Origin of the sequence: Klebsiella sp. M5al, assembly GCF_002090195.1 — a bacterium.
In the GTDB taxonomy this organism is placed as follows: domain Bacteria; phylum Pseudomonadota; class Gammaproteobacteria; order Enterobacterales; family Enterobacteriaceae; genus Klebsiella; species Klebsiella grimontii.
Genome location: NZ_CP020657.1, coordinates 1,948,681 through 1,970,774, shown reverse-complemented (window position 1 = coordinate 1,970,774; position 22,094 = coordinate 1,948,681). Strand labels below are relative to the sequence as shown.

Annotated in this window: 28 protein-coding genes; 2 read left to right on the top strand and 26 right to left on the bottom strand. The window is 55.4% G+C overall.

The genetic code is table 11. The features are described 5' to 3' along the window. Position 1 precedes the first annotated feature (1 nt). The 25 genes from BWI76_RS09390 to BWI76_RS09270 form a co-directional block, all read right to left on the bottom strand. Positions 2 to 487, bottom strand: a complete 486-nt coding sequence (locus BWI76_RS09390; protein WP_004134618.1) for a phage tail protein — start codon at positions 485 to 487, stop codon at positions 2 to 4. Next, on the bottom strand, positions 484 to 3,111 hold the full coding sequence (locus BWI76_RS09385) for a phage tail tape measure protein (RefSeq protein WP_084402770.1): 2,628 nt from the start codon (positions 3,109 to 3,111) through the stop codon (positions 484 to 486). The genes BWI76_RS09390 and BWI76_RS09385 overlap by 4 nt, the downstream gene beginning before the upstream one ends. Continuing rightward, a complete protein-coding gene (locus BWI76_RS09380) occupies positions 3,104 to 3,223 on the bottom strand; it encodes a GpE family phage tail protein (protein WP_002896220.1) in 120 nt (39 codons plus the stop codon). The genes BWI76_RS09385 and BWI76_RS09380 overlap by 8 nt, the downstream gene beginning before the upstream one ends. A 14-nt stretch (positions 3,224 to 3,237) precedes the next feature. Further along, a complete protein-coding gene (locus BWI76_RS09375) occupies positions 3,238 to 3,537 on the bottom strand; it encodes a phage tail assembly protein (protein ID WP_004134620.1) in 300 nt (99 codons plus the stop codon). Between the two features lie 52 nt (positions 3,538 to 3,589). Further along, positions 3,590 to 4,105, bottom strand: coding sequence for a phage major tail tube protein (locus BWI76_RS09370; protein WP_004134621.1), 516 nt, complete (start codon positions 4,103 to 4,105; stop codon positions 3,590 to 3,592). Between the two features lie 9 nt (positions 4,106 to 4,114). After that, entirely contained in the window at positions 4,115 to 5,287 is a 1,173-nt protein-coding gene (locus BWI76_RS09365) for a phage tail sheath protein (RefSeq protein WP_004134622.1), read from the bottom strand. A 149-nt stretch (positions 5,288 to 5,436) separates the two neighbouring features. Beyond that, positions 5,437 to 6,507 carry a phage tail protein gene (locus BWI76_RS09360; RefSeq protein ID WP_004134623.1) on the bottom strand — a complete coding sequence of 357 codons (1,071 nt, stop codon included), beginning with the start codon at positions 6,505 to 6,507 and terminating at the stop codon, positions 5,437 to 5,439. A 10-nt stretch (positions 6,508 to 6,517) separates the two neighbouring features. After that, a complete protein-coding gene (locus tag BWI76_RS09355; protein WP_004134624.1) occupies positions 6,518 to 7,216 on the bottom strand; it encodes a hypothetical protein in 699 nt (232 codons plus the stop codon). Positions 7,217 to 7,241: 25 nt separating this feature from the next. Further along, positions 7,242 to 9,419 carry a sialate O-acetylesterase gene (locus BWI76_RS09350; protein ID WP_004134625.1) on the bottom strand — a complete coding sequence of 726 codons (2,178 nt, stop codon included), beginning with the start codon at positions 9,417 to 9,419 and terminating at the stop codon, positions 7,242 to 7,244. After that, complete coding sequence (locus BWI76_RS09345; protein WP_064371829.1) at positions 9,416 to 10,024, bottom strand: phage tail protein I; 609 nt, start codon at positions 10,022 to 10,024, stop codon at positions 9,416 to 9,418. The genes BWI76_RS09350 and BWI76_RS09345 overlap by 4 nt, the downstream gene beginning before the upstream one ends. Continuing rightward, positions 10,014 to 10,922, bottom strand: coding sequence for a baseplate assembly protein (locus tag BWI76_RS09340; RefSeq protein ID WP_004134629.1), 909 nt, complete (start codon positions 10,920 to 10,922; stop codon positions 10,014 to 10,016). Before BWI76_RS09340 ends, BWI76_RS09345 begins: the two co-directional genes overlap by 11 nt. After that, positions 10,909 to 11,271, bottom strand: a complete 363-nt coding sequence (locus tag BWI76_RS09335; protein ID WP_004134631.1) for a GPW/gp25 family protein — start codon at positions 11,269 to 11,271, stop codon at positions 10,909 to 10,911. The genes BWI76_RS09340 and BWI76_RS09335 overlap by 14 nt, the downstream gene beginning before the upstream one ends. Further along, positions 11,268 to 11,840 carry a phage baseplate assembly protein V gene (locus BWI76_RS09330; RefSeq protein WP_004134632.1) on the bottom strand — a complete coding sequence of 191 codons (573 nt, stop codon included), beginning with the start codon at positions 11,838 to 11,840 and terminating at the stop codon, positions 11,268 to 11,270. The genes BWI76_RS09335 and BWI76_RS09330 overlap by 4 nt, the downstream gene beginning before the upstream one ends. Before the next feature lie 68 nt (positions 11,841 to 11,908). Beyond that, the gene (locus BWI76_RS09325) at positions 11,909 to 12,355 is read right to left on the bottom strand and encodes a phage virion morphogenesis protein (protein WP_004134634.1); all 447 of its coding nucleotides are present in this window, start codon (positions 12,353 to 12,355) and stop codon (positions 11,909 to 11,911) included. Then, positions 12,348 to 12,779 (bottom strand): phage tail protein, encoded by a 432-nt coding sequence (locus BWI76_RS09320; RefSeq protein ID WP_004134635.1) that lies wholly within the window; start codon positions 12,777 to 12,779, stop codon positions 12,348 to 12,350. Before BWI76_RS09320 ends, BWI76_RS09325 begins: the two co-directional genes overlap by 8 nt. Then, complete coding sequence (lysC, locus tag BWI76_RS28435; RefSeq protein ID WP_227493334.1) at positions 12,742 to 12,987, bottom strand: Rz1-like lysis system protein LysC; 246 nt, start codon at positions 12,985 to 12,987, stop codon at positions 12,742 to 12,744. Before lysC ends, BWI76_RS09320 begins: the two co-directional genes overlap by 38 nt. Then, the gene (gene lysB, locus BWI76_RS09310; protein WP_004134636.1) at positions 12,875 to 13,303 is read right to left on the bottom strand and encodes an Rz-like lysis system protein LysB; all 429 of its coding nucleotides are present in this window, start codon (positions 13,301 to 13,303) and stop codon (positions 12,875 to 12,877) included. The genes lysC and lysB overlap by 113 nt, the downstream gene beginning before the upstream one ends. Next, on the bottom strand, positions 13,300 to 13,683 hold the full coding sequence (locus BWI76_RS09305; protein WP_004134637.1) for a DNZ54_00345 family protein: 384 nt from the start codon (positions 13,681 to 13,683) through the stop codon (positions 13,300 to 13,302). Before BWI76_RS09305 ends, lysB begins: the two co-directional genes overlap by 4 nt. 4 nt (positions 13,684 to 13,687) lie before the next feature. Continuing rightward, a complete protein-coding gene (locus BWI76_RS09300; RefSeq protein ID WP_004134638.1) occupies positions 13,688 to 14,197 on the bottom strand; it encodes a lysozyme in 510 nt (169 codons plus the stop codon). Then, a complete protein-coding gene (locus tag BWI76_RS09295; protein ID WP_004134639.1) occupies positions 14,178 to 14,393 on the bottom strand; it encodes an HP1 family phage holin in 216 nt (71 codons plus the stop codon). The genes BWI76_RS09300 and BWI76_RS09295 overlap by 20 nt, the downstream gene beginning before the upstream one ends. A 3-nt stretch (positions 14,394 to 14,396) precedes the next feature. Next, complete coding sequence (locus BWI76_RS09290) at positions 14,397 to 14,600, bottom strand: tail protein X (protein ID WP_004134640.1); 204 nt, start codon at positions 14,598 to 14,600, stop codon at positions 14,397 to 14,399. Beyond that, complete coding sequence (locus tag BWI76_RS09285) at positions 14,600 to 15,064, bottom strand: head completion/stabilization protein (protein WP_004134641.1); 465 nt, start codon at positions 15,062 to 15,064, stop codon at positions 14,600 to 14,602. Before BWI76_RS09285 ends, BWI76_RS09290 begins: the two co-directional genes overlap by 1 nt. A gap of 95 nt (positions 15,065 to 15,159) precedes the next feature. Next, positions 15,160 to 15,813 carry a phage terminase small subunit gene (gpM, locus tag BWI76_RS09280; protein ID WP_004134644.1) on the bottom strand — a complete coding sequence of 218 codons (654 nt, stop codon included), beginning with the start codon at positions 15,811 to 15,813 and terminating at the stop codon, positions 15,160 to 15,162. A gap of 3 nt (positions 15,814 to 15,816) precedes the next feature. Continuing rightward, positions 15,817 to 16,869, bottom strand: coding sequence for a phage major capsid protein, P2 family (locus tag BWI76_RS09275; RefSeq protein WP_004134646.1), 1,053 nt, complete (start codon positions 16,867 to 16,869; stop codon positions 15,817 to 15,819). 16 nt (positions 16,870 to 16,885) lie between these two features. Next, the gene (locus BWI76_RS09270) at positions 16,886 to 17,719 is read right to left on the bottom strand and encodes a GPO family capsid scaffolding protein (protein WP_004134647.1); all 834 of its coding nucleotides are present in this window, start codon (positions 17,717 to 17,719) and stop codon (positions 16,886 to 16,888) included. A 140-nt stretch (positions 17,720 to 17,859) separates the two neighbouring features. On the opposite strand from BWI76_RS09270, the gene BWI76_RS09265 reads away from it, so the two are divergent. Together BWI76_RS09265 and BWI76_RS09260 are read left to right on the top strand one after the other, a co-directional pair. Then, the gene (locus BWI76_RS09265) at positions 17,860 to 19,623 is read left to right on the top strand and encodes a terminase ATPase subunit family protein (RefSeq protein ID WP_084402767.1); all 1,764 of its coding nucleotides are present in this window, start codon (positions 17,860 to 17,862) and stop codon (positions 19,621 to 19,623) included. Then, positions 19,623 to 20,648, top strand: a complete 1,026-nt coding sequence (locus BWI76_RS09260; protein ID WP_004134652.1) for a phage portal protein — start codon at positions 19,623 to 19,625, stop codon at positions 20,646 to 20,648. Before BWI76_RS09265 ends, BWI76_RS09260 begins: the two co-directional genes overlap by 1 nt. Positions 20,649 to 20,684: 36 nt before the next feature. Here BWI76_RS09260 and BWI76_RS09255 read toward each other — a convergent pair whose 3' ends face one another. Beyond that, positions 20,685 to 21,557, bottom strand: a complete 873-nt coding sequence (locus tag BWI76_RS09255; protein WP_004134654.1) for a hypothetical protein — start codon at positions 21,555 to 21,557, stop codon at positions 20,685 to 20,687. Positions 21,558 to 22,094 lie beyond the last annotated feature (537 nt).

Here is a 22,094-nt window from a genome sequence, read left to right as displayed (position 1 = left end):
CTCACTGCAGCAACCCTCCTACCGTGGTTTTGATATTCCCTACCGCTGCCGCTGCGGAATCCTGCAGGCTGCTAAGCTGGTCACTCAGGCTGCCGAACATTTCGGACAGTGACTCATCAACACGCTTCAGCCCCAGCGAAAACTCTATTTTTCTCGCTTCACCGCTGGCGAAAAACTCTGTTTTCGTCTGGCTCAGGTTTTCAATCACGTATATACCGTAGATAGTCCCGCCGCCCTCGATCAGCGGCCAGGCCTTCCCCTGCTCCGCCATCAGCTCCAGCGCCAGCAACGACAACCGGCCGCCGGTCACTTCCGGCATGAGGACGCCGGATAGCGTGAGCTGATCGTTATCTGGCCCCAAAAATTGCGTTGTCGGACGGCGATTAACGCGGTTGTTGGTGACGTGCCGCCAGTTCCGCTGATACTGCAATTGCTGATAGGGAACCGTGCGCAGCTGAAACACAAACAAGCCCAGAACCATCATCATGAATCATACCCCCCTTGATCGCTGAAGTTGCTGCGGGCCTTAGCCCTCATGCGGCGCTCACGCTCATCGAGCTGTCGCGCAACCTCCCGCGCAATATCCTGCGGACTCTGCCCTGGTAGCGCCTGGATAATAATTTGTGCCTGGGTTTCAAACTGGAATACCGGCCGCGTGCCTGGCGGTTTCTCTGCTGCAGGGCGATAGGAGGCTGCCGGCAGGCTCATTGGATGAAGCGGCGCAGCCTCTGCAGGCGTAGCTCCCCCCATCATTCCGGCGACAACGGACGCCAGCGCCGCCGTCCTTCGGCGGCTGGTCACATAGGCCGGGCCGTTAATCAGTTCCGGGCCATTCTCGCCAGCAATGCCCACCTGCCCGCGTGGAATATAGCCGCCGCTGTCATACATCCCCGCAAAGAATCCGCCTGCGCCTTTCTGCTGGGGTGCACCTGGCGATTTGTCGCCGCCGGTCATCCAGTCCGGCAGGTAGCTTTTCACCGATGCCAGCTTGCTCTTGAGCGTCTCCCACTTCTCATTGATACCGCTCAGGATGCCGTCAATGATCGCGCCGCCCACCGCTTTAAACTTCGCGGGCAGCGCGGCAACATCACTCAGAATTTCATCCCATTTGCTGCTTATGGTCTGCTTAATCACAGCCCATACCCTGGATACCCCGGAGGAGATGGCGTCCCACATTGCTTTGAATTTTGGCCCCAGCGTTTCCCAGTTCTGCCAGATATAAATGGCCCCCATCGCAATCAGGCCAATTATCGCCAGAATGGGGTTAGCCATCATCAACCTGCCCAGCCACAGGATCGCCTGGCCTGCACCGCCGATGACTTGCTTAATCAGACCAAAAGCAGAGGCAAACTTAATTCCGAGAACCCCGGCACTCACCCGTACTACAGCCATCGGCCCCAGAATGGACGCCAGCGCCAGCGACAACACACCCGCAGCGGTCGCAACGACGGCAAACACGGCCGCAATCTTAAACAGCGCCGCCGTCAATTGCGGATGCCGTTTAACAAAACTATCCAGCGCGGATGCCAGATTACCCAGCCAGTCTGCAATATTTTTGAGTACCGGCGCGACGGTTTCACCGATGCTCGCCATGGCGTTGGTAAAGGAGCCGCCAGCGGCCTCCCATTTGTTCCCCAGGGTATTAAGAGACGCCTCGACGCGCTCGCGCAGGGTTGCCTGGTTTTCCAGTTTTGCGACGGTTTCGCGGTAGCCCTCGATACCTTTTGTAGTCATGATGCTCAGCGCTTTTAGCACTTCGTTATCATTACCAAACAGGGCTTTCATCGTCGCTAGCTTTGTTTCAGGATTTAGTTTTTCAAGCTTATCTAACTGTGCGTACATCTTTTCCAGGCCGCCAAATCCGCCTTTCCCGTCGGAAAAATCAAACTTGATACCTTTGCCTTTCAGCTCATCGTTTACACTCTTAATCTTTTTAGCATCCAGCGTGGCCTGAAAAATTTTACGGTAGGCATTACCCGCTGACTCTCCGGCCATCCCCGCCTGATCGGCCATGACCAAAAGCGGGCTGAAGGTTTTAGCAGCATCCAGCCCCCTCTGTTTGATAATCTCCATTGCACTGCTGATATTTGCAAAACCCTGCAACATATTGCCAGGGTCAACGCCCGCGTAATAACCCCGCTGGATCACGTCCATCAGACTCATCATGTCCTTTTCGGTGGTCTGCGTGGCGTCCTGCAGTTTCGCGGCAAACTCTGCGGCATCCGTTGGTGCCATTTGCAGCTGCACGCCGAGATACGCCGCCGACTCACCCAGCCCGCCCAGGATGACCTGTGCCGACATGCCCTGACGGCGCAACATGGTCATCATGTTTTGAAAGTCTGCCGTGGTGCCGGGCAGCCGGTCACCCAGGGCGATCGCCAGCTTGTTTAGCTGCAGGAACTCCGCTGCAACTTTTCCGCCCGGCCCCATCATGGAGCCTGCCAGCTGGTTAGCCGCGTTCTCTGATTCCGAATAGGCGCGAATGGGGGCCAGCAGCGTCGCGCCCGTTGTCACCCCGGCGGCCATCATCCCGGCCCCGTTCCCCGCGAGGCTGTTACGCACGTCGCGCATCTTGTCAGCTTTCGCCCTGACCGTATTCAGCTTGCGCTGGCGCTCGCCCACGTCCCGCAAGCGTCTCTCCTGCTCTGCCAGCTGCTTGTTATAGCGATCCGTTTCGCGGGTAATGCGGGCTGTTTCACGGGCACCGCCTCCCGCAGAGATGCCGAGGCGGTACAGCTCCGCCCTGGCTGCCGCCATCTGCCGCGTTTCCTGCTGCTGCTTTTGCTCCAGACGTGACACGGCCCGCCATTGCGTTTCAAGCGCCGCTGTCTGCTTTTTCGTCGGAGATTCCAGGGCTGACATTTCGCGGGTCATCATTTGCGCACGCAGCCGCGCCTGGTCCAGTTCGTTACTGGTCCGGCTCAGGCTCTGTGACAGCTGATCGAAGGATTTTAACTGGCCCCCCGCATCGTTTAGCCGTTTAAGCTGTTCGCGGGTCTGCCGGACGGCGGAGGCCAGCTCCTTAGAGCCAGCCTGCGCAACTTTTAAAGGGCGGGTGAGTTTATCAACCGCATTCAGAACCACCTGCAGGCGCAGGTTTTTATCACTCATCGCTGGCCCCGCTTCGCATTATCGCTCTGTGCCGCCACTCCAGCACTTCTGTAAGCGGCATAACGTCAGTGACGGACGGCGGCCAGTGAAAGATCGTGGCGATATCCGCCACCAGGTCATCTACCGTCAGGCTGTCGGCAAATCTGCAAACGCCGACTTCGGCAACAAAAAAAGGACCACCTCGATCGACATTGCGGCAAGGTCTGCCGGGTCAAGGTCCGCCATTTCCTGAGGGGTCAGCGTCGGTGTGGAGATGCGGGGGATCACGGTCATCATAGAGGCCACGTCCATCTCCATCACTGCCTGCAGTCGCGTACCACGCAGTGCGCCGGACTGCGGTTTGCGCAGCACAATTTCCGTAATCGTGGTATCACCGCGCTTGATTGGGCTATCCAGCTTCACCGTTGCTTCTGTTTTCTCACTCATGTTCTTTTCCTGTTATGGGGTGGCTGGCGCGGCATCCCGCGCCAGTGCTGCATTAAAGGCCGATGGCGTTGCGGTGCTCTTCCATCAGGTCAACGCCATCAACAATTTCAATCATGTTGATCACATCGACTTCATAGAGCACTTCGCCGTTAATGGTCAGCTTCGCATAGCTGTTTACGCTGCTGACTTTGGTGGTATTGCTCTCGCCGGTTTTCCACTCGCCGGAATCCACCTCTTTGTGGCGTCCGCGTACAACCAGCTCAACGGCCTGCACCTCGCCGGTGTCATCGCGCTGGATAGAGCCGGTGAATCGCATCTGCACGCCGTCCACCGTGGCCTTGCCCATCTGTTTGAACAGCAGCGCCTCAGTGCCGCCGATGGTCATTTCCGTATCCAGTGCCCCATCATCCAGCCCCAGATCGATACCGACTGAACCGGGCATACCGCCCCCGCGATAGTTCTCAAGCTTGCGGGTAAATTTCGGTAAGGTGACGGATTCAGCAATGCCCATCCAGTTGTTACCGGCGTTGAAGATGTTCAGGTGTTTTAGCTTGCGTGGTAAGGCCATGGGTCCCCCTTATGCGCTTACGCGGGTGGTGAAATCCACCAGGTAACGGTCAGTGATGCGCTGGCGCAGCATCAGGTTTTCCAGCGGCGGCACTGGCGTATAGTCGTAGTCGATCCAGAGCTTCCCGGCTTTCAGGGTATCTTTGTCGTTAACGCTGTCATCAATCCAGCAATCACCGCCGATGAGGTAGCCCTGATTCACCAGGCTGCGCATTTTGGCGCGGATACCTTCGATAATGTCGCGGGCCAGCGACGGGTTAAGCGGCATGTCCACCGCCCACATATGGCCCTCTGCCATGGTGTCAGCCAGCACCTGCGCGGTGCGGGTATAGTTTTCAAACTGGAACAGCGGATCATCGCTGAGGCAGCGGGAACCCCAGAAGCGGAAACCATCCTTCCTGATCAACGTGGTGACGTCGTTCTGGTTCAGCAGTCCGGCATCGGTTGCAGGGTCCTGCAGATCCCAGAATACATCCGCGGACAAGCCGGTTACGCCGTTGACGCCCACGTTAGACAGGGTTTTGTGCCAGCCGGTTTGCTCGTCGATTTTGGCACGCAGGCCAAGTGCGCGGGCGGTGGCGTAGGCGGTCGTATCCGCCTGCAGTACCGTGTCAAAGTTGATGAAGTCAGGCCAGATCAGCATCCCTTCACGCTGACTGAAGTTGTCGCGGTAGGTGATTGCCTCTGCCACTGTTTTACAGCCGTATGCCGACATATAGGCAAAGGCCCGCAGACTCTGCGCCACGCTCAGCAGCTCAGTGGATACGGCCTGCGTATCATGACCCGGTACGCCAAGAATGCGCGGTTTCACACCCAGTTGCGACTGCGCGGAAAGTAGCGCCTTCATGCCGGTTTTCTTACCGTCGGCAGTCACGCCGCCGATAATATTTGAGGTGGTTTCCGCTTCGGTTTCGCCCTGGGCAACACGCACCACTACGGTGACGGGTTTTGCCTGGTCTGCGATTGCGTCCAGTGAGCGGGCCAGCGTGCCGGACTCACCCGCTTTGCCGCTGGCGGTCAGTACATCAGTAAGCAGTACCGGCTTATTGAGCGGGAACATGGAGGCATCGGCATCATCGCCAGTGCACACCATGCCCACGATCGCCGTGCTCACCGTCGTGATAGAGCGGGTGCCGTCGTTAACTTCTACAACGCGCACGCCGTGGTGGTAGTCTTGCGCCATGGAATAAATCTCCTGTTTAGGGGTTCACCCATGGTAGGGAAATCACTCACCGCAAGCCGTTGATGCCCGTTGTACCGTCGTTGATACAACCGCAGGGAGAAAAAAAGCCCCATTCCGGGGCTGATTGGGTCAGTGATTTGACTGGCGATTCAGGCAACGCGGCTCCAGCACATCAGCAGGGTGTGGGCTTCAACCACGCTGAACGATTTACCCTCGCCGAGGTTGGCGGTTTTGCCACTGGTCGTGTGTTTGTGTGCCGGTACTGTGACTTCGTGATCGTGCTCTCCGGCGTCATCGGTCAGACCCAGCTCTTTCGGGTTAAAGAGCTGACGCACATCACCGCCAATTTCCCACGGGTCATCCTTACCGGCCACCCCACCATGATTGTGAACACCGCCGCGCGTGGTCGTCAGCTTCTGCTCTCCCTGCTCGCTGGTTTCGCCGCTCACGTCAATCTGCACGGCGGGCAGGTTGGCCTGCTGAAGCGTGACGGTATCGCTGCCGCCGGTCGCGCCGACGTCTGAACCGTCCGCTTTGCCGACGCGGAGCGTTTTGTTTTCGCCGGTATAGATCCATTGCGACCAGGGCCACTTTTCATTCGGGTTGACGTTCTGATTAAAAAATCGCGTCGTACCCACAGGGTTATCGTCTTCCCAGAAATCACGCTTTGCTGCTGTAATGGCGTCGATAATAACTTGTTGAATATCAGTATCAAGCTGGCCTACGATCTGATCGGCATAATCCTTTGCCTCACTTTTTGCGCGGTTCACCTCTGCAACGGTAGCCAGAATAACCGCCGGGTCCGCTTTAATCGTCACATCGCTGGTTTTGCTGACGGCAATCCACATATTAACCGACTGTAATCGCCCGGCCCCCTCCGCAAGCAGCGGCTTATAGGTCGGAGCCATATTCGCAACGGCAAGGCAAGTCCCCTCATCATCGTAGAGCGCCGCTTCGCGTAGCCAGAACCCTCCCACCTGCGGCATCATGATCATTTCAACACGGATGACGTTAGCAGCCAGGTCAGCGATGACTACACGGTTTATTTGAGCCCGGAATCGCTCGTTAACCAGCCCGTCAATGCGTGAAGGGTCAGGCAGGATGCCGCCGCCATCGCCCACCGCCATCTCATGAAAACTGACCGGTTCACCAGACACCGCCGCCGCTGCAAACTTTTGCTCCCCGGCAGGGGTCAGGCGCGTATAAAATGGTTTGCCCACATTCTCCCCCTTAAGGAATAACTACGCCTTTCCCTGCCATAATGGTACGTGCTTTTGCGAACAGACCTGCGATGGTCGCGCTATCCAGCGCACCGTTATACATTGCCCATAATCCCACTCGCCCGGTAATCCCGAGATTGTGGGGAGCAATATAGCCGCCACCAATGCGGATTGTGCTTTTCGGCTCGCGTCGGGTTTCAAACGGCGTGGTCACTGTTCCCATAGTCGATGCACGGGTTACCGAAAGTTGTTTTGCTCCCGTCACTACTGCGACTAGCTCCCAGTCCGGCGTGACATTGCCGGTTTGAGCGTGGATTGTCGTCGGCGTTGCCCCAATATCAGCCACTAAAAACCCTTCTTTAGTTATCGCCGCTCGCGTTCCCGTGAAAGGACTCACCGATTCAGGCAGACCCGAGTAAATCTGCGTTGTGACTTCCTGCGGGTTAGCACGAAACGCAACGATGACGGTATTAGCCAGAGGCTCAATAATTCCCGTATCTGCGTAATGGCCATCAATGCCATCACACACCAGCCCCTCACTATCAAAGGTCAGACCGTTAACCTCCAGCGCCCTGCCATTACTGCTGCTTTCTTTTGAGCTGCGCATTTCGTAAATAGAGAGCGCTGAATCCAGATACATTTCCGAGCGGGCCTTACTGACGGGCAGTAGTGGATTACCAAAATCCTTAGCGACCTGAAACTGAATCATAAAATACCTCGTTTAATTTCATCTGTTATTCGAAAATGGCAATCTTCTGAATCGGCAAGTAGTTATAAAGCGGATAAGGTTTGCCTTTCTCATCTGTTAAATCAGTTTTCTCAGGGTCCGAATCATGAATAGTTGTTCGTACTCCTGTTTCCCGTCCGAAAAACCATTGTTGATATCGGTTATTTGTAATTCCACCTCGGTTTTCTGGAGTCCAGGCAAAAGCCACAAACGCCCCGTCTCCGATATCTTTTTTCGATACGATTTTAATTTTTGTCCCCGCCACAACTTCTACGGATGCAATATCAAGCCGCCCGTTTTCATCATGTAATTCGACACCATGATTACCATCAGCCAGCTCAGTGATATACGAATCATCAATAACCAACGGTGGATGATATGTAAACACGTCAGTAATCACGGTTCTGCTGTTTATTTTACGGGCACGGGTTGCATGTACAGGCAGATATTTTTCCCCGTTCGGTTTATCCGCTGTGCGTGTTCGCAGGCGATGGCGTAATGCTTTTTGCGCATACAGCCCCATCAGACGATAACCGTGGGCGTTGTGATGGACGTTACCCTGTCCGATGGTATGGTTTGCCGGAAGTCCCATATATGACGGCCCCCACATATCAATCAGCGGGTCATTCAGGGCCATATCTAATTGTGCCTGGGCGATAACCTCCGGCGGATTTTCCGCTGTCCCGACGTAATAACCATGAGAAGAGGTCTGATACATCAACATGACCAGATCCCGATCTGTATCACGCATCCCGGCAGTGTCTGCGGCAACATCTTCACGCAAGGTTGACACCCTCCCGGTATAACTGGCAGCACTGGTTCCGTTTGCCATGTTCGCTTCGCCCTGAATCCACAGCATAAAATCCGCAGCATAATCTCGCCCCTGTAGCGCCATCTGCGAAGCCGTCCAGCTCAGGTGAGCAATCAATCGGCTATATGGTTCCGTGCCTTTCGAAAGCCCTTCAACCGTGATTCCTCCCACACCACCGGCATTAAACAGCAGGTCACGACCGGCCATATCACTGACGTTATCAGTAAACCCATACGCCAGAGAGGATGCCACTGTCTCCCCGTTACTGCCGCTGACAGTTTCACGCAGCGGTACAAGTGACGATGGGTTTGAGCTATAACTACGCACCCCCGTATTGAACATCAGCGCGTTGCGTGTCGGCGTGTTCAGTACCGGTGTACCGTATTGCCCGATAGAGAGTGATTGCCCGTAGATGATGACATGCAATACCTCAGCAAATTCGAGCCAAAACTTTACTTCTTCTACCGGTTGCGGCTCCCCCGCTGAATTATTGAAAACCTCGCCATTGCTACCTATCCCGGCGGATACCCGCTGATTTTCATCAATAATTTCAAGAAAGTTCTCACCTTCCGTGACAAAAATCCGCATTCCCATCACTTCGATGAAGCCTGTTTTCCCGATACCAAAGACAACGCGCCCCAGCTCATCACCGAATGCAAAACAGTAATCGGAGTCATCCGGCAGGTTGGTTACGGGAACTCCCATAATGCGCATTCCGGCGTTTGCCTCCAGCACACCACGCAAATCAATACCCACAGCGCGACGGAAAAATTCATCAACAAATTCGACGGCATAATCTGGATCAACCTCCCCCATAATCCCGGCATCTGGCAACATCCTGTCCATTGCACGTTTATCCGCGACCTCTAGCAGCTTAACCGCACGATCTCCGTCATTCCGGTAAACCGTCTCGGTGCTGCTGTCATCGGGGTATGCAACCCGAAAAACCTGGCCCGGCACCGTCAATGACAATCCAGCCTTCTCACCTGTCGGATCATCATCACTGGTGAAAACCACCACCGAAATACCCTGGCTGTCAGGCAACCGCTTGCCGGTTGAAACAGGCACCCCGTTAATATTTTTAAACTCTTCAACCCATACGCCCGCGCTTTCAGAGCGAACGGAAAACAAACTATTTTCAGGGATTTTCCCCGCCGCAATAGCGGCCTTTGCTTCATCTTCATTTGAATAAGGAAGCTCGCCCGATTTAATCAGGGTGCTGTATGCTTCGACGGATTGTTTCAAAAACCGGGTACGGTTTGCCAGTTGCTGAGCCTGAATATTAGCCGCACCATCTCTCCCGCCTTCAACTTTTTGTTGGCGGGCAATCATACTTATATTATTTTCCCATTGTGGTTTTTCACTAATATTCATTTGCTGTCACCTGAAAAATGATAATTTCCGTCGTAATAGGCTTTCCCGTCGTAATAAATACCTTCATCCGGGGTATAGCCAGCCGGATAAATCGTTATTTCTTCCCCGTCTAATATTGCACACCCAATATTTGCAATGCCTTTAGTGCTCACCGATAGCGTTAGCTGCGATATATGGCGGCTCACGGGTTTTGCATCGCCAATAATTCGCTCAAGCTCGGTAATCATCACCTCAGTTATGCCGATATCATTGAGGTCAATTTCAAGCCGGAATGTGCCCGCAGGGTCTGCGACCTCCCACCACTCCTCAAGGGTCATTGAGTAGCCCAGCCCCTCGATCACACGCTTAACCGCCGCCACGGTCCCCTTGCGTTGATGTATCCAGAACGCATCGCTGACAGCCTGGCGTTTTGCGGTTTCCGTCCAGGTTTCCTCCCAGCGGTCCACAGAAAACGCCCAGGCCAGATAAGGCAGGAACTTTGCCGGGCATTTCCACGGATTCCACAGGTCGCGCAGAGGAACGTTTAAATCGCTGATTCCAGAACAGGCCTGCGCCAGCCTACGCTCCAGCGCGGACGATCCCGGCGGTAACAGGCTATTCATCAGAACCACCAATTTCTGCTTTAAAATCGGTGCAATAGGACGCCTGCGTTTTATCTAACACCATGTCAGCCAGGGGCTTCATCAGCTCAACGCGCTGCACGCCCTGCACATGCAATGCGGCATAAATCGCGGATAGCCTGACGTCACGCCCCAGGCGGCGCTGCTCGTTGATATATGCCGCGCCTTGCGCTTTCGCCGCCGCCAGAATCGGCTCTTTCGCCGGGCCGGGGTAAACATACAAAACCGCGTCGATCTCATAGCGGATAATCTCAGCAGATCGCACGCTCACCCGGTCCGCCACAGGGCGCACGGTCTCATCATTCAGGGCAGCCCCGACCACCTGCAGCAAATCATCCTGCGCGGTGCCATCACCGTCGCGGGCCAGAACCGTCACCACCACTTCCGCCGGGGACGGACTGAACGCCGAGGCATCGGCTACCCGGCCATCCGAGCTAAGGGCGTGATATTCATACGCGCCGACGGGACCGGCAACGCTCATCCCCTCAAAGGCCGCCGGGATGCGCTGGCGATAATCCGCGTCCGATTCCATTTCCGCCTCAGTCGGTGGCGTGGTGGTATCGTCTGCGGGGGTGATCACCCTCCGCTGCACGTTATTGTTAGCGCCTAAATTATCCAGGTCATCACTGCCGGAATAGGCCACCATGACAGCCCGTGCCGCCTCGTTAATCCGCTGGCGCAGCAGCAGCTCCCGGTACACGTTTTCCTGCAGCGTTTTTACGATGGGTTCCGATTCCAGCATTAACGTGCGGGCCACAGCTTCCTGTTCTTCTGTCGGATAGAGCGCGACAAACTCCGCCTTACGCTCTGTCAGCAGGGTTTCAAAATCCGGCTCATCCACGATCTGCGGCGGCGGCAGCTGGGAAAGGTCAATAACGGCCATTGTCTGCTCCTGTCGATACGGAAAGGGATACCGGCACGCCGTCATTGCGCTGGCCTGCCAGCTCAATCACCATTGCGCCATCCATGCTGCTGCTGTTAATCGTGATGGTGTCGAGCTGTAGCCGCGGCTCCCACCGCTGCAACGCGACGTACACCGCCGCCATGATCTGCAGGCGCAGCGCCGGGTTTTGCGGCTGGTCAATCAGCGCTGACAGCAGAGAACCGTATTCCCGGCGGGCAAGGCGGCTGCCCTGCGGCGTCAGCAAAATATCCCGCACGGACTGGCGCAGGTGGTCCGTTTCCGTTATTGCCTTTCCGGTATCGCGATTCATCCCGATATAGAGCGTCAAATTGGATCTCCCGTCGTTCCGCCGCTGTCGCCAGGGTGTTTATGCTTATCGGCTACAATGCCGTTTGACGTCATCGCTCCACCACCGTGGGTCACATCGCCATTCAGGATCACGTTGCTGTTAATGCGGGTCGTGTCGGCCTCGATCACAAACTCCCCTGTTTTGCAGGAAACCAGCTGCGACGACTCAATCAGCACGGCTTTAACGCCCCGGATAATCCAGCGCCCGGTGGCCGGGTCGTATTCGAACCAGCCGCCATCCTCGTATTCGGTCACGTCCGCGTTTTCAGAGTCTGACGGCGGCGGGCACGCGTCGGAGTAGATGGCCGGAAGCGCAAACGCTGTTTCCAGATTGCCGCCCAGGCTGAACAGCACCACCTGTTCCCCCGGCGACGGGCACCACCAGGTGCGAGATTTACCGGCGCGGTAGGTCAGCCAGTTAATCCAGTTGGTTTCTAGGTCGCCTGTTTTCACCCGGCACAGCCAGCCGTCCCGGTCCACCTCGGTCACAATGCCGGTGCGGATCAGATTGGTGATAAGGCGCATGATTTCGGTTAATTGGGTATTCATGAGGGCAAGATTGCCACGCGCGGAGTGAGCGAGGCAGCGCGACGGATTGTGTCGTCCCTGACACAAAATCAGTCAGACAGCCAGCGCAAAAAGGTATCGCGCGTAATGTCCTCTACTTCGTCATTGATGCCGAGTAACCGGCGCTGTGAATACTGCACCTCCGGCCCTCTGCGGCTGACACGGTCACGCAGACCGTAATGATGAACGCGGGCAATACGCTGCACCCTGCCCTCAAATTCGACACTGGCAGAGTCCGGGCTGGCAACGGCTTTCAGGTATTTTGCGGTGCGGAGTTTGGCAAACATTTGCCGACGTATGCGGCCAGTTTTCGTGCGTGCCGTTACCCGTCGTGGTTCGTATTCCGTGCCGTCCGGGTTACGCTGCATCCTGATATTTTTCTGCTGGCTGCGGCGCAGCTGCTGCGCCAGCTCCCGCATCATGCGCTTACGCTCGGCAGGCTCAAGAGCAGCCAGCAGCGCATCTAACCAGGCGTCAACCTCCTGCAGCTCAGCCACGGTGCACCGCCCACATCTCGTCCGGTTCGTCCGGTTCCGGCACCGCTTCAACGCGGGACAAGTTACCGTCAGCACTGACGATCACGCGCTCTGTCAGCTGCAGGTTCAGGCTTATATCACAGATATCATTGCGCAAGATATCGACCTCAAACGTAAACAGCTTTTCACGGTGTTCCGGGTTATGGATAGCATCGGGCTGATTCTCCATCAGCCAGGCCAGCACAGGAGCCATCAGCAATCCCTGATCGCCGCTGAAATCCACGACCACCACGTTAAGGGTATAGCGATACTCCCAGGACAACGACGCTGCGCCGGTCGCCACCACCGATCCGTTATCCACGAATAAATGCAGCTTGTCCGGGTTGTCCCGGACATACGCCACGGCGCTATTCAGGGCGAGGCGTAAGGACTGAGGTTTGTTCACTGTTTCGCTCCTGGCAGGAAATTATCGCGTCCACCTTGTCAGCACAGATCGACCAGGCCGCCTCTGCCTCATCCAGCGCCGCCAGCAAATCGCCGTTAGTGCTGGCTGCTGACTTTTCCAGCCGGCACTGCGTCACTCTGGGACAACCATTCACGGTAAGCTGCACCTCCGGCGAGGGCCGGACGTTCGCGCATCCTGATAATGTCAGGAGGCAAAGGAGTATCAGCCCAGCGGCGCAAATCCTCGTTTTCACGTTTTAGCTCCTCAATCCGGTGCTGACGGCTTCGCAGCAGCGCGTTTGTACTTTCTGCCGCCGCGTAAAGCCGCGTCTGCTCCCGGTTGTTGGTTTCGGACAGGATGGACAGGGCGATCAGCTGGCTGTTCGTTTTTGCCAGTTTGTCGCCCGCCGTTTTCAGGTCCCCGCCTTGCTGATCGATGGTGTGGCTGGCCTCATTCAGTCGCCATGACTGCCAGCCCAGCGCCGCCAGTACGAGCGCAAGAATTACCGCCAGCGCGCGCGTCATACCGTCACCGACTCCGCATCAACAACCTGCGCACGCAGAACCTTAAGCGCGACCAGCGTCAGCAGATAAAATGCCAGGGTGACAACGTGGCCCGTAAAGGCGAGGAAAATCACAAGCAGTGAACGCCTGGCCCATCTGATCACCTGGTTTCCTGGCGTACTGAAGAAGCGCGTCAGCGCCTGCCTTGCCTCTTCCCGATGAGTGCCGCCTGCATACCACCCGGTCAGGCAAAGCAGCACCACCACCCAGACCAGCAAACAGGCTACCCAGGTCAATGCGGTGACCAGCGCCGAGGCCATGCCGTTTGGGACAAAGAGACTTAAAATCATCAGCGCCGCGTACAGCACCGAAAGCAACCCACTGATAAGTTTCTTCTTCATTTCGTTACGCTCCTTTTAAGCACCAGGCCAGCTCCCGCCCGCGGCGGTTTTCCAGGCCCTGATTAAATATGCCTTTGACATATACCCAGCGCGGCAGCTGATAGCAGGCATCGCGCCAGCGCTTCTGATTGATAAACTTCACCATGGTTGAGCTGCAGGCATTGCCCGTGCCAACGTTGAACGCCAGCGACACCAGGGCGTCATAAACGTACTGCGGCACGCTCACCAGGACACATCGCGCCAGCGCGGTTTCTACCCGTAATACGTTGGTGATGAAGTTCCCCGCCGCCTGCCGCTCTGTGATGGTCTTCCCCGGCACCACACCGGACGTGTTACCGATGCCGTCGGTCCACACGCCTGCGTTGCACTGGTACGGCTGCAGGCGGCACCCCTCGTAATCAGCAATCAGCTTCAGCCCGTCCACTGAGGTGTGGAGCTGCTGGAAATTGGGCAGCGTGGCAGCGATGGCCAGCACCGCCCCCACCAGGCAGCGCTTAACGATTGAAGGATTCATATTCCCCCTGGGTTATCTTCCCGCCGCGCAGCAGCTGATAGGTTTTGTGTTTGTAGTACCAGTTGATCGCCAGCATCAGCAGACCAATCAGCACACCGCCCACCGTAGAGGCATCCTTAAGCGATAAATCGCCCATCCACGCCAGCAGTACAGCGATGCAGTACGTAATAAAGGCGCTGATCCGTTCAAGGGTCATAATTCAGTCCCATAACTGGACGGTCTGCACCGTGTTAGTGGTCGCAATATCCGGCAGCTCCACCTGCAGCCCGTGAGGTAAAAAAGGGCCATGCTCAGCCAGCCCCGGATTTGCCTGCAGTACCTGCTCCGTGACGCCTCGCGTGCGCCCGTAATGACGCCAGCAAAGCGCATCCACCGTGTCACCCTGGTACGCACGCACTTTCATCAGATCAGCTCCACCGTACAGTGGGGTGCATCCTGCACCCGGCTAATCGCCCAGCGGGCATCACGCCACAGATCGCCGCTGGCCTCCGCCAGCTCATCACCCCGTTTAACGCCGGATGCCGTGGCGTCATAGTCCTGGTAACGTTCATTCACCTGGGCACGCGCCCAGCAATACACGGCGTTATGGTAGTGGTGGATGCGCTCGCTTTTGCCGTCCAGCACTTCCGCCGGTACGTCTGCCAGGGTTTGGAATCCCAGCAACTGCTGGCGCTTCCGGAATTCGTACAGCTCCGCGTTGACCTCCGACATAGCAGACCGGATAAGCTGCCCGAGACGCGGTGACGTCACCGTGCCATCCGTTCGCATCACGCTGCGAAACTCCGACAAATCCACATCGGGCCAGAATGGGGTGTTTTTGATGACCTCCGCCTGCTCTGGCACCTGTTCTGGCGCAACAAACTTCATGCGGGTTTTCTCCTGAAAAGGTGGGCGGTGAACGGGATTTTGATAAGGCGCTGCCTGTCGCCATCCCGTGCCGCCCGTGCGCGGGGCACGTTCCGTCAGTGGCTGTTACGCAAATGGCGCTCCAGCCGCTCTTTGTCTTTTTTCACGCCGCAGCGGGGATCGAGCTGCAGTGCAAACGTGTAGTGGTTCAGGGCTGCGGCGGGGCGGGATTCGCTGATCACGGCGGCGATGGCTTTATGCAGTCGGGCGCGGGACTGGTCCGGCATATCCAGCGCGTCCGTCAGCGAAAGCGCCTGCAGCAGCACGTCGGCAGGGAATTCTGCCTTCATGCGCTGTGCGGCCTCCGCCTGGTCTGCCAGTTCTTCCGCGACAACGGTCTGCACGTTGCGGCGGCCCAGCGCCTGCGGCATCACCCAGCCGTGTTTGAGCGCGTGCGCGGCAATCTGCAGGCCACCGGCAAAATCACCGGCATCGATACGCCACACCATCAGAAACATCAGCACGTCATCCTGCTGCGCTCCACCGGCTGCCAGTACACCATCCGCCCAGGCTGTATATTTGGGTAACAGCTCCACCTTGATCTGCGCCTTTTTCACGGTGGACTGAACCCCCTTGAGGCGGCGGCGGTCCTCCGCCAGCTGCAGCAGCATCAGGTCATACCCCGACGCATGGCGAACACTGCCGCCCTGACGGGCGGCCTGTTCAGCCTGAACGCGCAGGCGGTGCTGCCGTGCGGGACTCAGGCTCATGCGTTACTCCCCGGCACCGGCGCTGAAATCGCCAATAGTGATGTTTTCCACCAGTGCCACGCAGCGGTAATCCTCCACCACATACGCCTCATTGACGGATTCGAAGTTTTCGATGCGATCGCGTTTCGGGTTATCAATGACCGAACGGCGGCGGGTATCTTCCTGCCAGTAGATGGACAGGTTATCCAGACGGGTGATCAGCACGGCATTAGCCGGGAATGACGGGGCGCGGACAGCCTGCAGGCCACCCATGCGTTTCTGGCTGATAATCAGATCAGCGGCCAGTTTTTCGCTGTTTTCCTGCTCCTTATTGACCAGCGGGAAATACTTGTCAGACAGCAGCTCACGACCACAGATCACGACCAGATCAGCATCATCCTGGAAAATCGGGTCAATCAGCTCATTGACGGCATCCATCACCAGCGCATCCAGGTTGGCATATTTACCGCCTTTGCCTACCTTCACCGGGTCCGCGGTGCTGGTGCCATCTTCTGCCGTGGTGCTGCCCATCACGCAATCTGCCGCATCTTCGCGGACTTTCTGCAGCCAGCCTTTATTGACGTCCTGCAGCAGCGGGTTATCGACTCGGTTTGAGGTTTTGGCACGCTTCACACCGTTGAATCCGATCATGATGCGGTCCAGAGCCTGGCGCTTGACGATGGCGTTACGGATGCGCACCTGGAAATCCTGGAATTTCGCCCACAGATCAAGTTTTGCGTAGGTCAGCACCGTATCAAAGTTGGTCTGCTCGCACTTGTACTCAACATCAACCATGACCGTCGGATCGGTTGGTTCGCGCTCCTTCGTGGTCGTGTCAGTCGTCCCGGCAATGGTGCTGCCGACGCCCAGCCCCAGCAACTGGCCTGATTGCTCAGTCACCCCAATGATGTTAATCATGGTCAGGAATGCTGCGGACTGCTGGATCTGGTCTTCCAGCGTCTGCTGCACCGATGGTTCCACGGTGAACTTGCTGGACAGCTCCTCAACTTCTACGCCATTCAGGCGCGCCAGCTGCTGCAGGTAGGCGTTAAAGGCAAAACGTGTTTTCTTTTTCATTGGTTCTTATGCTCCATCAGCAATTGGTCAGGGTGCCTGCCGGCGCGTTACCGCCCGGCGCGCGCTGGCGATAATCTTTGCGGCTGTCTTCCTGTTGCAGTTGCTGCTCCAGTTCCGCAAAGGCGGTCTGCTGCTCCTGAAGGGAGGTTTCCAGCGCAGCAAGACGCTTATCCTGCGCGGACAGGGATTTATCGGTGCGTTCGCTCAGGCTCTGCTGCTCGGTGGCGACCAGCTCAACAGCACGATGCACATCAGAGAAACGCGCATCATCGGTCTGCGATTTTTTGGCAAACATCGCGGTAACGCGGGCAAAAAGGGAGGGTTTATCGTCCTGGACCTCTTCCCACTCGATCAGCGTTTCTTCTGCGGCGGTAAAGAGGTTTTCCGGGCTTTGTTTGCGCCCGGCCAGCGGGTTGCTTTTGGCGCTGGCGCTAAACTGCAACATTTCTGTACCCAGGCTTGCCGGGTCGTCAGTCGCTGCGAGGCCAACCAGGTACGCTTTGCCGGTATCAGCAAAACTGGTATTGACCTCCATCGAGGTGAACAGCTTTTGCAGCTTGCGGGTATACGCCACCAGGTCATCTGACGGGCTGATCCACGCATACAGGGCCATTTTCCCCTTCAGCGGGCCATCCGCAATTTCTTCGGCCTCCAGCTTATCCACGGTCCCGAAGCGGCGGAATGGACTGTCCGGGGTGTAGCCCTTGATATGTTCCAGATTAATCAGCGCCGTATAGACCTGCGGGTTATAACTGGCCGCCATCTGTTCCAGCCAGGCGCGCTCAATGGTGCGCCCGTCGGTTGTTGCCCCTTCCACACCAATGCGGAAGCGTTTTGCTTTAACTGCCATTTGAGCGACTCCATCAAATAACTCAGTGAGGCCTTATGGTTGCTGTGATGGAGGGGGTGAAACAACGCGCAGACCTTGTGAGGTAAACCACACAAAAGCCAGCCGGGGAAAGGCTCAGGGCAAGCCCGTATGTTTGTCCCATGGAAACGATGACCCCCGCAGACCTCGATCCCCGTCGGCAGGCACTACTGCTGTATTTTCAGGGATACCGCATAGCCCGCATTGCAGAAATGCTGGGCGAGAAAGCCGCAACCGTTCACAGCTGGAAAAAGCGCGACAAATGGGGCAGCTATGGTCCGCTTGACCAGATGCAGCTCACCACCGCCGCGCGGTACTGCCAGCTGATCATGAAGGAGCAAAAAGAAGGGAAGGACTTTAAGGAAATTGACCTGCTGGCACGCCAGTCCGAGCGCCACGCTCGCATCGGGAAATTTAACAACGGCGGCAACGAGGCCGACTTAAACCCGAACGTGGAAAACCGCAACCGCGGCCCCCGCAAACCACCTGAAAAAAACCTGTTCAGCGATGAACAGATCGAAAAGCTGGAAGAGATTTTCCGCGCTGGCATGTTCGAATATCAGCGCCACTGGTGGGAAGCAGGGATTAAACATCGTATCCGCAACTTGCTGAAGTCCCGCCAAATCGGGGCAACGTATTATTTTGCGCGTGAGGCACTGATCGATGCCCTGGTGACTGGTCGCAACCAAATTTTCCTGTCGGCCAGTAAAGCCCAAGCGCATGTCTTTAAAGGCTACATCATTGAGTTCGCCAAAGAGGTAGACGTTGAGCTGAAAGGCGATCCGATGGTCCTGCCGAACGGTGCCACGCTGTATTTTCTGGGGACCAATGCCCGCACCGCGCAGAGCTACCACGGCAACCTGTACCTTGATGAATATTTCTGGATACCGAAATTCCAGGAGCTGCGCAAAGTTGCCTCCGGTATGGCGCTGCACAAAAAGTGGCGGCAAACCTATTTTTCCACCCCGTCCAGCCTGACGCACAGCGCCTACCCCTTTTGGTCTGGTGCGCTGTATAACCGTGGTCGCTCAAAATCGGACCGTGTGGATATCGACCTGACCCACTCGGCACTGGCGGCGGGCATGCTTTGTGCTGACGGTCAGTTCAGGCAGATCGTGACGGTAGAAGATGCCGTGCGCGGGGGCTGTAACCTGTTCGACCTCGACCAGTTGCGACTGGAATACAGCCCGGACGAATACCAGAACCTGCTAATGTGCGAGTTTATTGATGATCTCGCGTCCGTGTTCCCGCTTTCCGACCTGCAGGCCTGCATGGTGGACAGCTGGGAGGTCTGGGAAGATTTTCATGCACTGGCTCTGCGTCCGTTTGGCTGGGGCGAGGTATGGATCGGATATGACCCGGCGAAAGGCACCCAGAACGGTGACAGCGCCGGGTGCGTCGTTATCGCCCCGCCTGCCGTTCCCGGCGGCAAGTTCCGCATACTGGAGCGCCACCAGTGGCGCGGCATGGATTTCCGGGCGCAGGCAGAAGCCATCCGCCAGCTCACCCTGCAGTACAACGTAACCTATATCGGCATTGACTCTACCGGCGTCGGTCACGGCGTCTATGAAAACGTCAAAGGCTTTTTCCCTGCCGTCCGGGAGTTCGTCTATAACCCCAACGTCAAAAACGCCCTGGTGCTCAAGGCATACGACATTATCAGCCATCGCCGGATCGAGTTTGACGCCGGTCATACCGATATCGCGCAGTCATTTATGGCTATCCGCCGGGCCACCACCGCCAGCGGAAACCGCCCTACCTATGAAGCCAGCCGCAGCGAGGAAGCCAGCCACGCAGATTTGGCCTGGGCGACCATGCACGCATTGTTTAACGAACCGCTGCAGGGCGAGGCAGCCAACACCAGTAACATCGTGGAGATTTTTTAATGACTGAGAACACCGTACAGGACGTCATGCCGCCTGACGTACAAACCAATGATTCAGCATCTACTCAGGCGTTCAGCTTTGGCGATCCCATTCCTGTGCTGGACCGCCGCGAACTGCTGGATTATGTGGAGTGCGTGCAGATGGACAGATGGTATGAGCCGCCAGTAAGTTTTGACGGACTGGCACGCACCTACCGCGCCGCGGTGCATCACAGCTCACCGATTGCCGTTAAGCGCAACATCCTGACCAGCACGTTTACCCCCCATCCGTTGCTGAGCCAACAGGCATTCAGCCGCTTTGTGCAGGACTATCTGGTGTTTGGTAACGCTTATCTGGAGAAAAGGACTAACCGGCTAGGCGGTATTCTGTCCCTGGAGCCATCACTGGCGAAATACACCCGACGTGGAATCGACCTCGACACTTACTGGTTTGTGCAATACGGCATGACCACACAGCCGTATGAGTTCACCAAAGGCAGTATATTTCACCTGATGGAACCCGATCTGAACCAGGAGATTTATGGTCTGCCGGAATACCTGTCCGCCATCCCTTCAGCCCTGCTTAATGAGTCCGCGACACTGTTTCGCCGTAAGTATTACATCAACGGCAGCCACGCCGGTTTCATCATGTACATGACCGACGCGGCGCAGAACCAGGAGGACGTGAACAACATCCGCCAGGCCATGAAAAGCGCCAAAGGGCCAGGCAACTTTCGCAACCTGTTTATGTACTCACCCAACGGCAAGAAAGATGGCATTCAGATCATCCCGCTGTCAGAGGTAGCGGCAAAGGATGAGTTTCTGAACATCAAGAACGTGAGCCGCGATGACATGATGGCAGCGCACCGTGTCCCGCCACAGATGATGGGTATCATGCCGAGTAATGTTGGTGGGTTTGGAGATGTGGAGAAGGCTTCCAATGTTTTTGTTCGCAATGAATTATTACCACTTCAAAAAAGGATGCAAGAAATAAACGACTGGTTAAAGGATGATATACTGCAATTTGAAAATTACTCCTTAGCTTAATTTTTAAAGTGGGAGGCATAGCCTCCCAAGAAAAAATCATAGCTCTCTCAATGCCGTTCTCAAAAGGGTGCGAATATATCTTGCACCGCTCAACGTTAGACCCTCACCAGGCACACAATATCCTAAGCGCACCATATCTTTTGCAAATTGCGTTTTACCATTTTCCCAGTGTTTATTATTAAAGTAATTCTGAATCTCGCGAGATGATAGCAATACGTCTGAAGCATTAATCTCATAGGATTCTATAATGTCAGGCACAATTGTCGAAGCAATATAATTTTGCACTAATCTTTTTTTCATATCCGAGTCAAAAGAAAAGCCTTCCCCGCCTTGTTGATCTCGGCTAGACATACGACTTGCAAATAATCGTTTTTTCAACTTTGTTAGTTCGAACTGTAATTTTTGCGATTCCTCCTCCTTGATTTTAAGCTCTTCCTTTATTTTCTCCTTCTCTTCATGTTCTAAATTAGCCTTTTCTAACAGTTTATTTATCAATTCACTTCGTTCGGCATTTATCTTACTTAGCTCACTCTCATCAACTTCAATTTTTTCTTTCATTTGATTTACCCCTGAATTTCTTGGGGATGCCATTATGCTACGCATTGAGTTATAGCCTTCATCTAAACTTTTTAATCTCTCACCAAACCCGCTTTCTATTCTTATCAACAAGTCAGCAATATCTTTCGTAAATTTAAAAGTGTTGTTATAAAAATCATTACTTGTCTCAGTAGCTTTAAAATAAAAAACTGCAGATAAGCCAACAGAAAACAATGCCAGCACAGTTGATAATAAGGCTATAAAATCAAAGTTCATTGTGAAAGTTGCATTGTAGAATTTTAGAGACAGGAAAAAAACTACAATTATACTGATAATCGCTTTAACCCAGTCCCAGAGATTTGCTTTTAACATAGTTAGTTTTTCAGTTATTCAGTTGGATTAGATGGTAGGAATGTTAACCCTACTTTTCAGACTTAGTAAACACCTCAAACTTCAAACTCTTAAAATTTCCTCAATTTTTTATCTGAGAAGTCCACAGATATGGCATGTTAAAAGGGAAGTTCTGGCAACTCATGAGTAAAGATTGATAATCTTACCTAGGGCGCGCGCTCGTATCCCCGCCACGCCTGCCCGCTTTATGGAGTGGTTTTCATGCAGGTGCATGATAGGCCAGAAAGCCCGCCAGTACTGGCGGCTCTGGCCCGTTGCGATCCTTTCTGGATCATGCGAATCCATGCACCATAGACATGCACTATCTTCTCAACATCAAGTGCGCTCTGTGGGAGGGAATTTCACAGAGAACAAAACGATTAATGTTTACATTCATCCTGACCTACCCCGTACTGATTTAACCTGTTCACCAGTTCGCTTGTCAGTTCTGACAACCACGAAATGGCAACCTCCTTATCGTCATCGCTACAATCTGTGCTGGCAACCAGCCGGGCCATA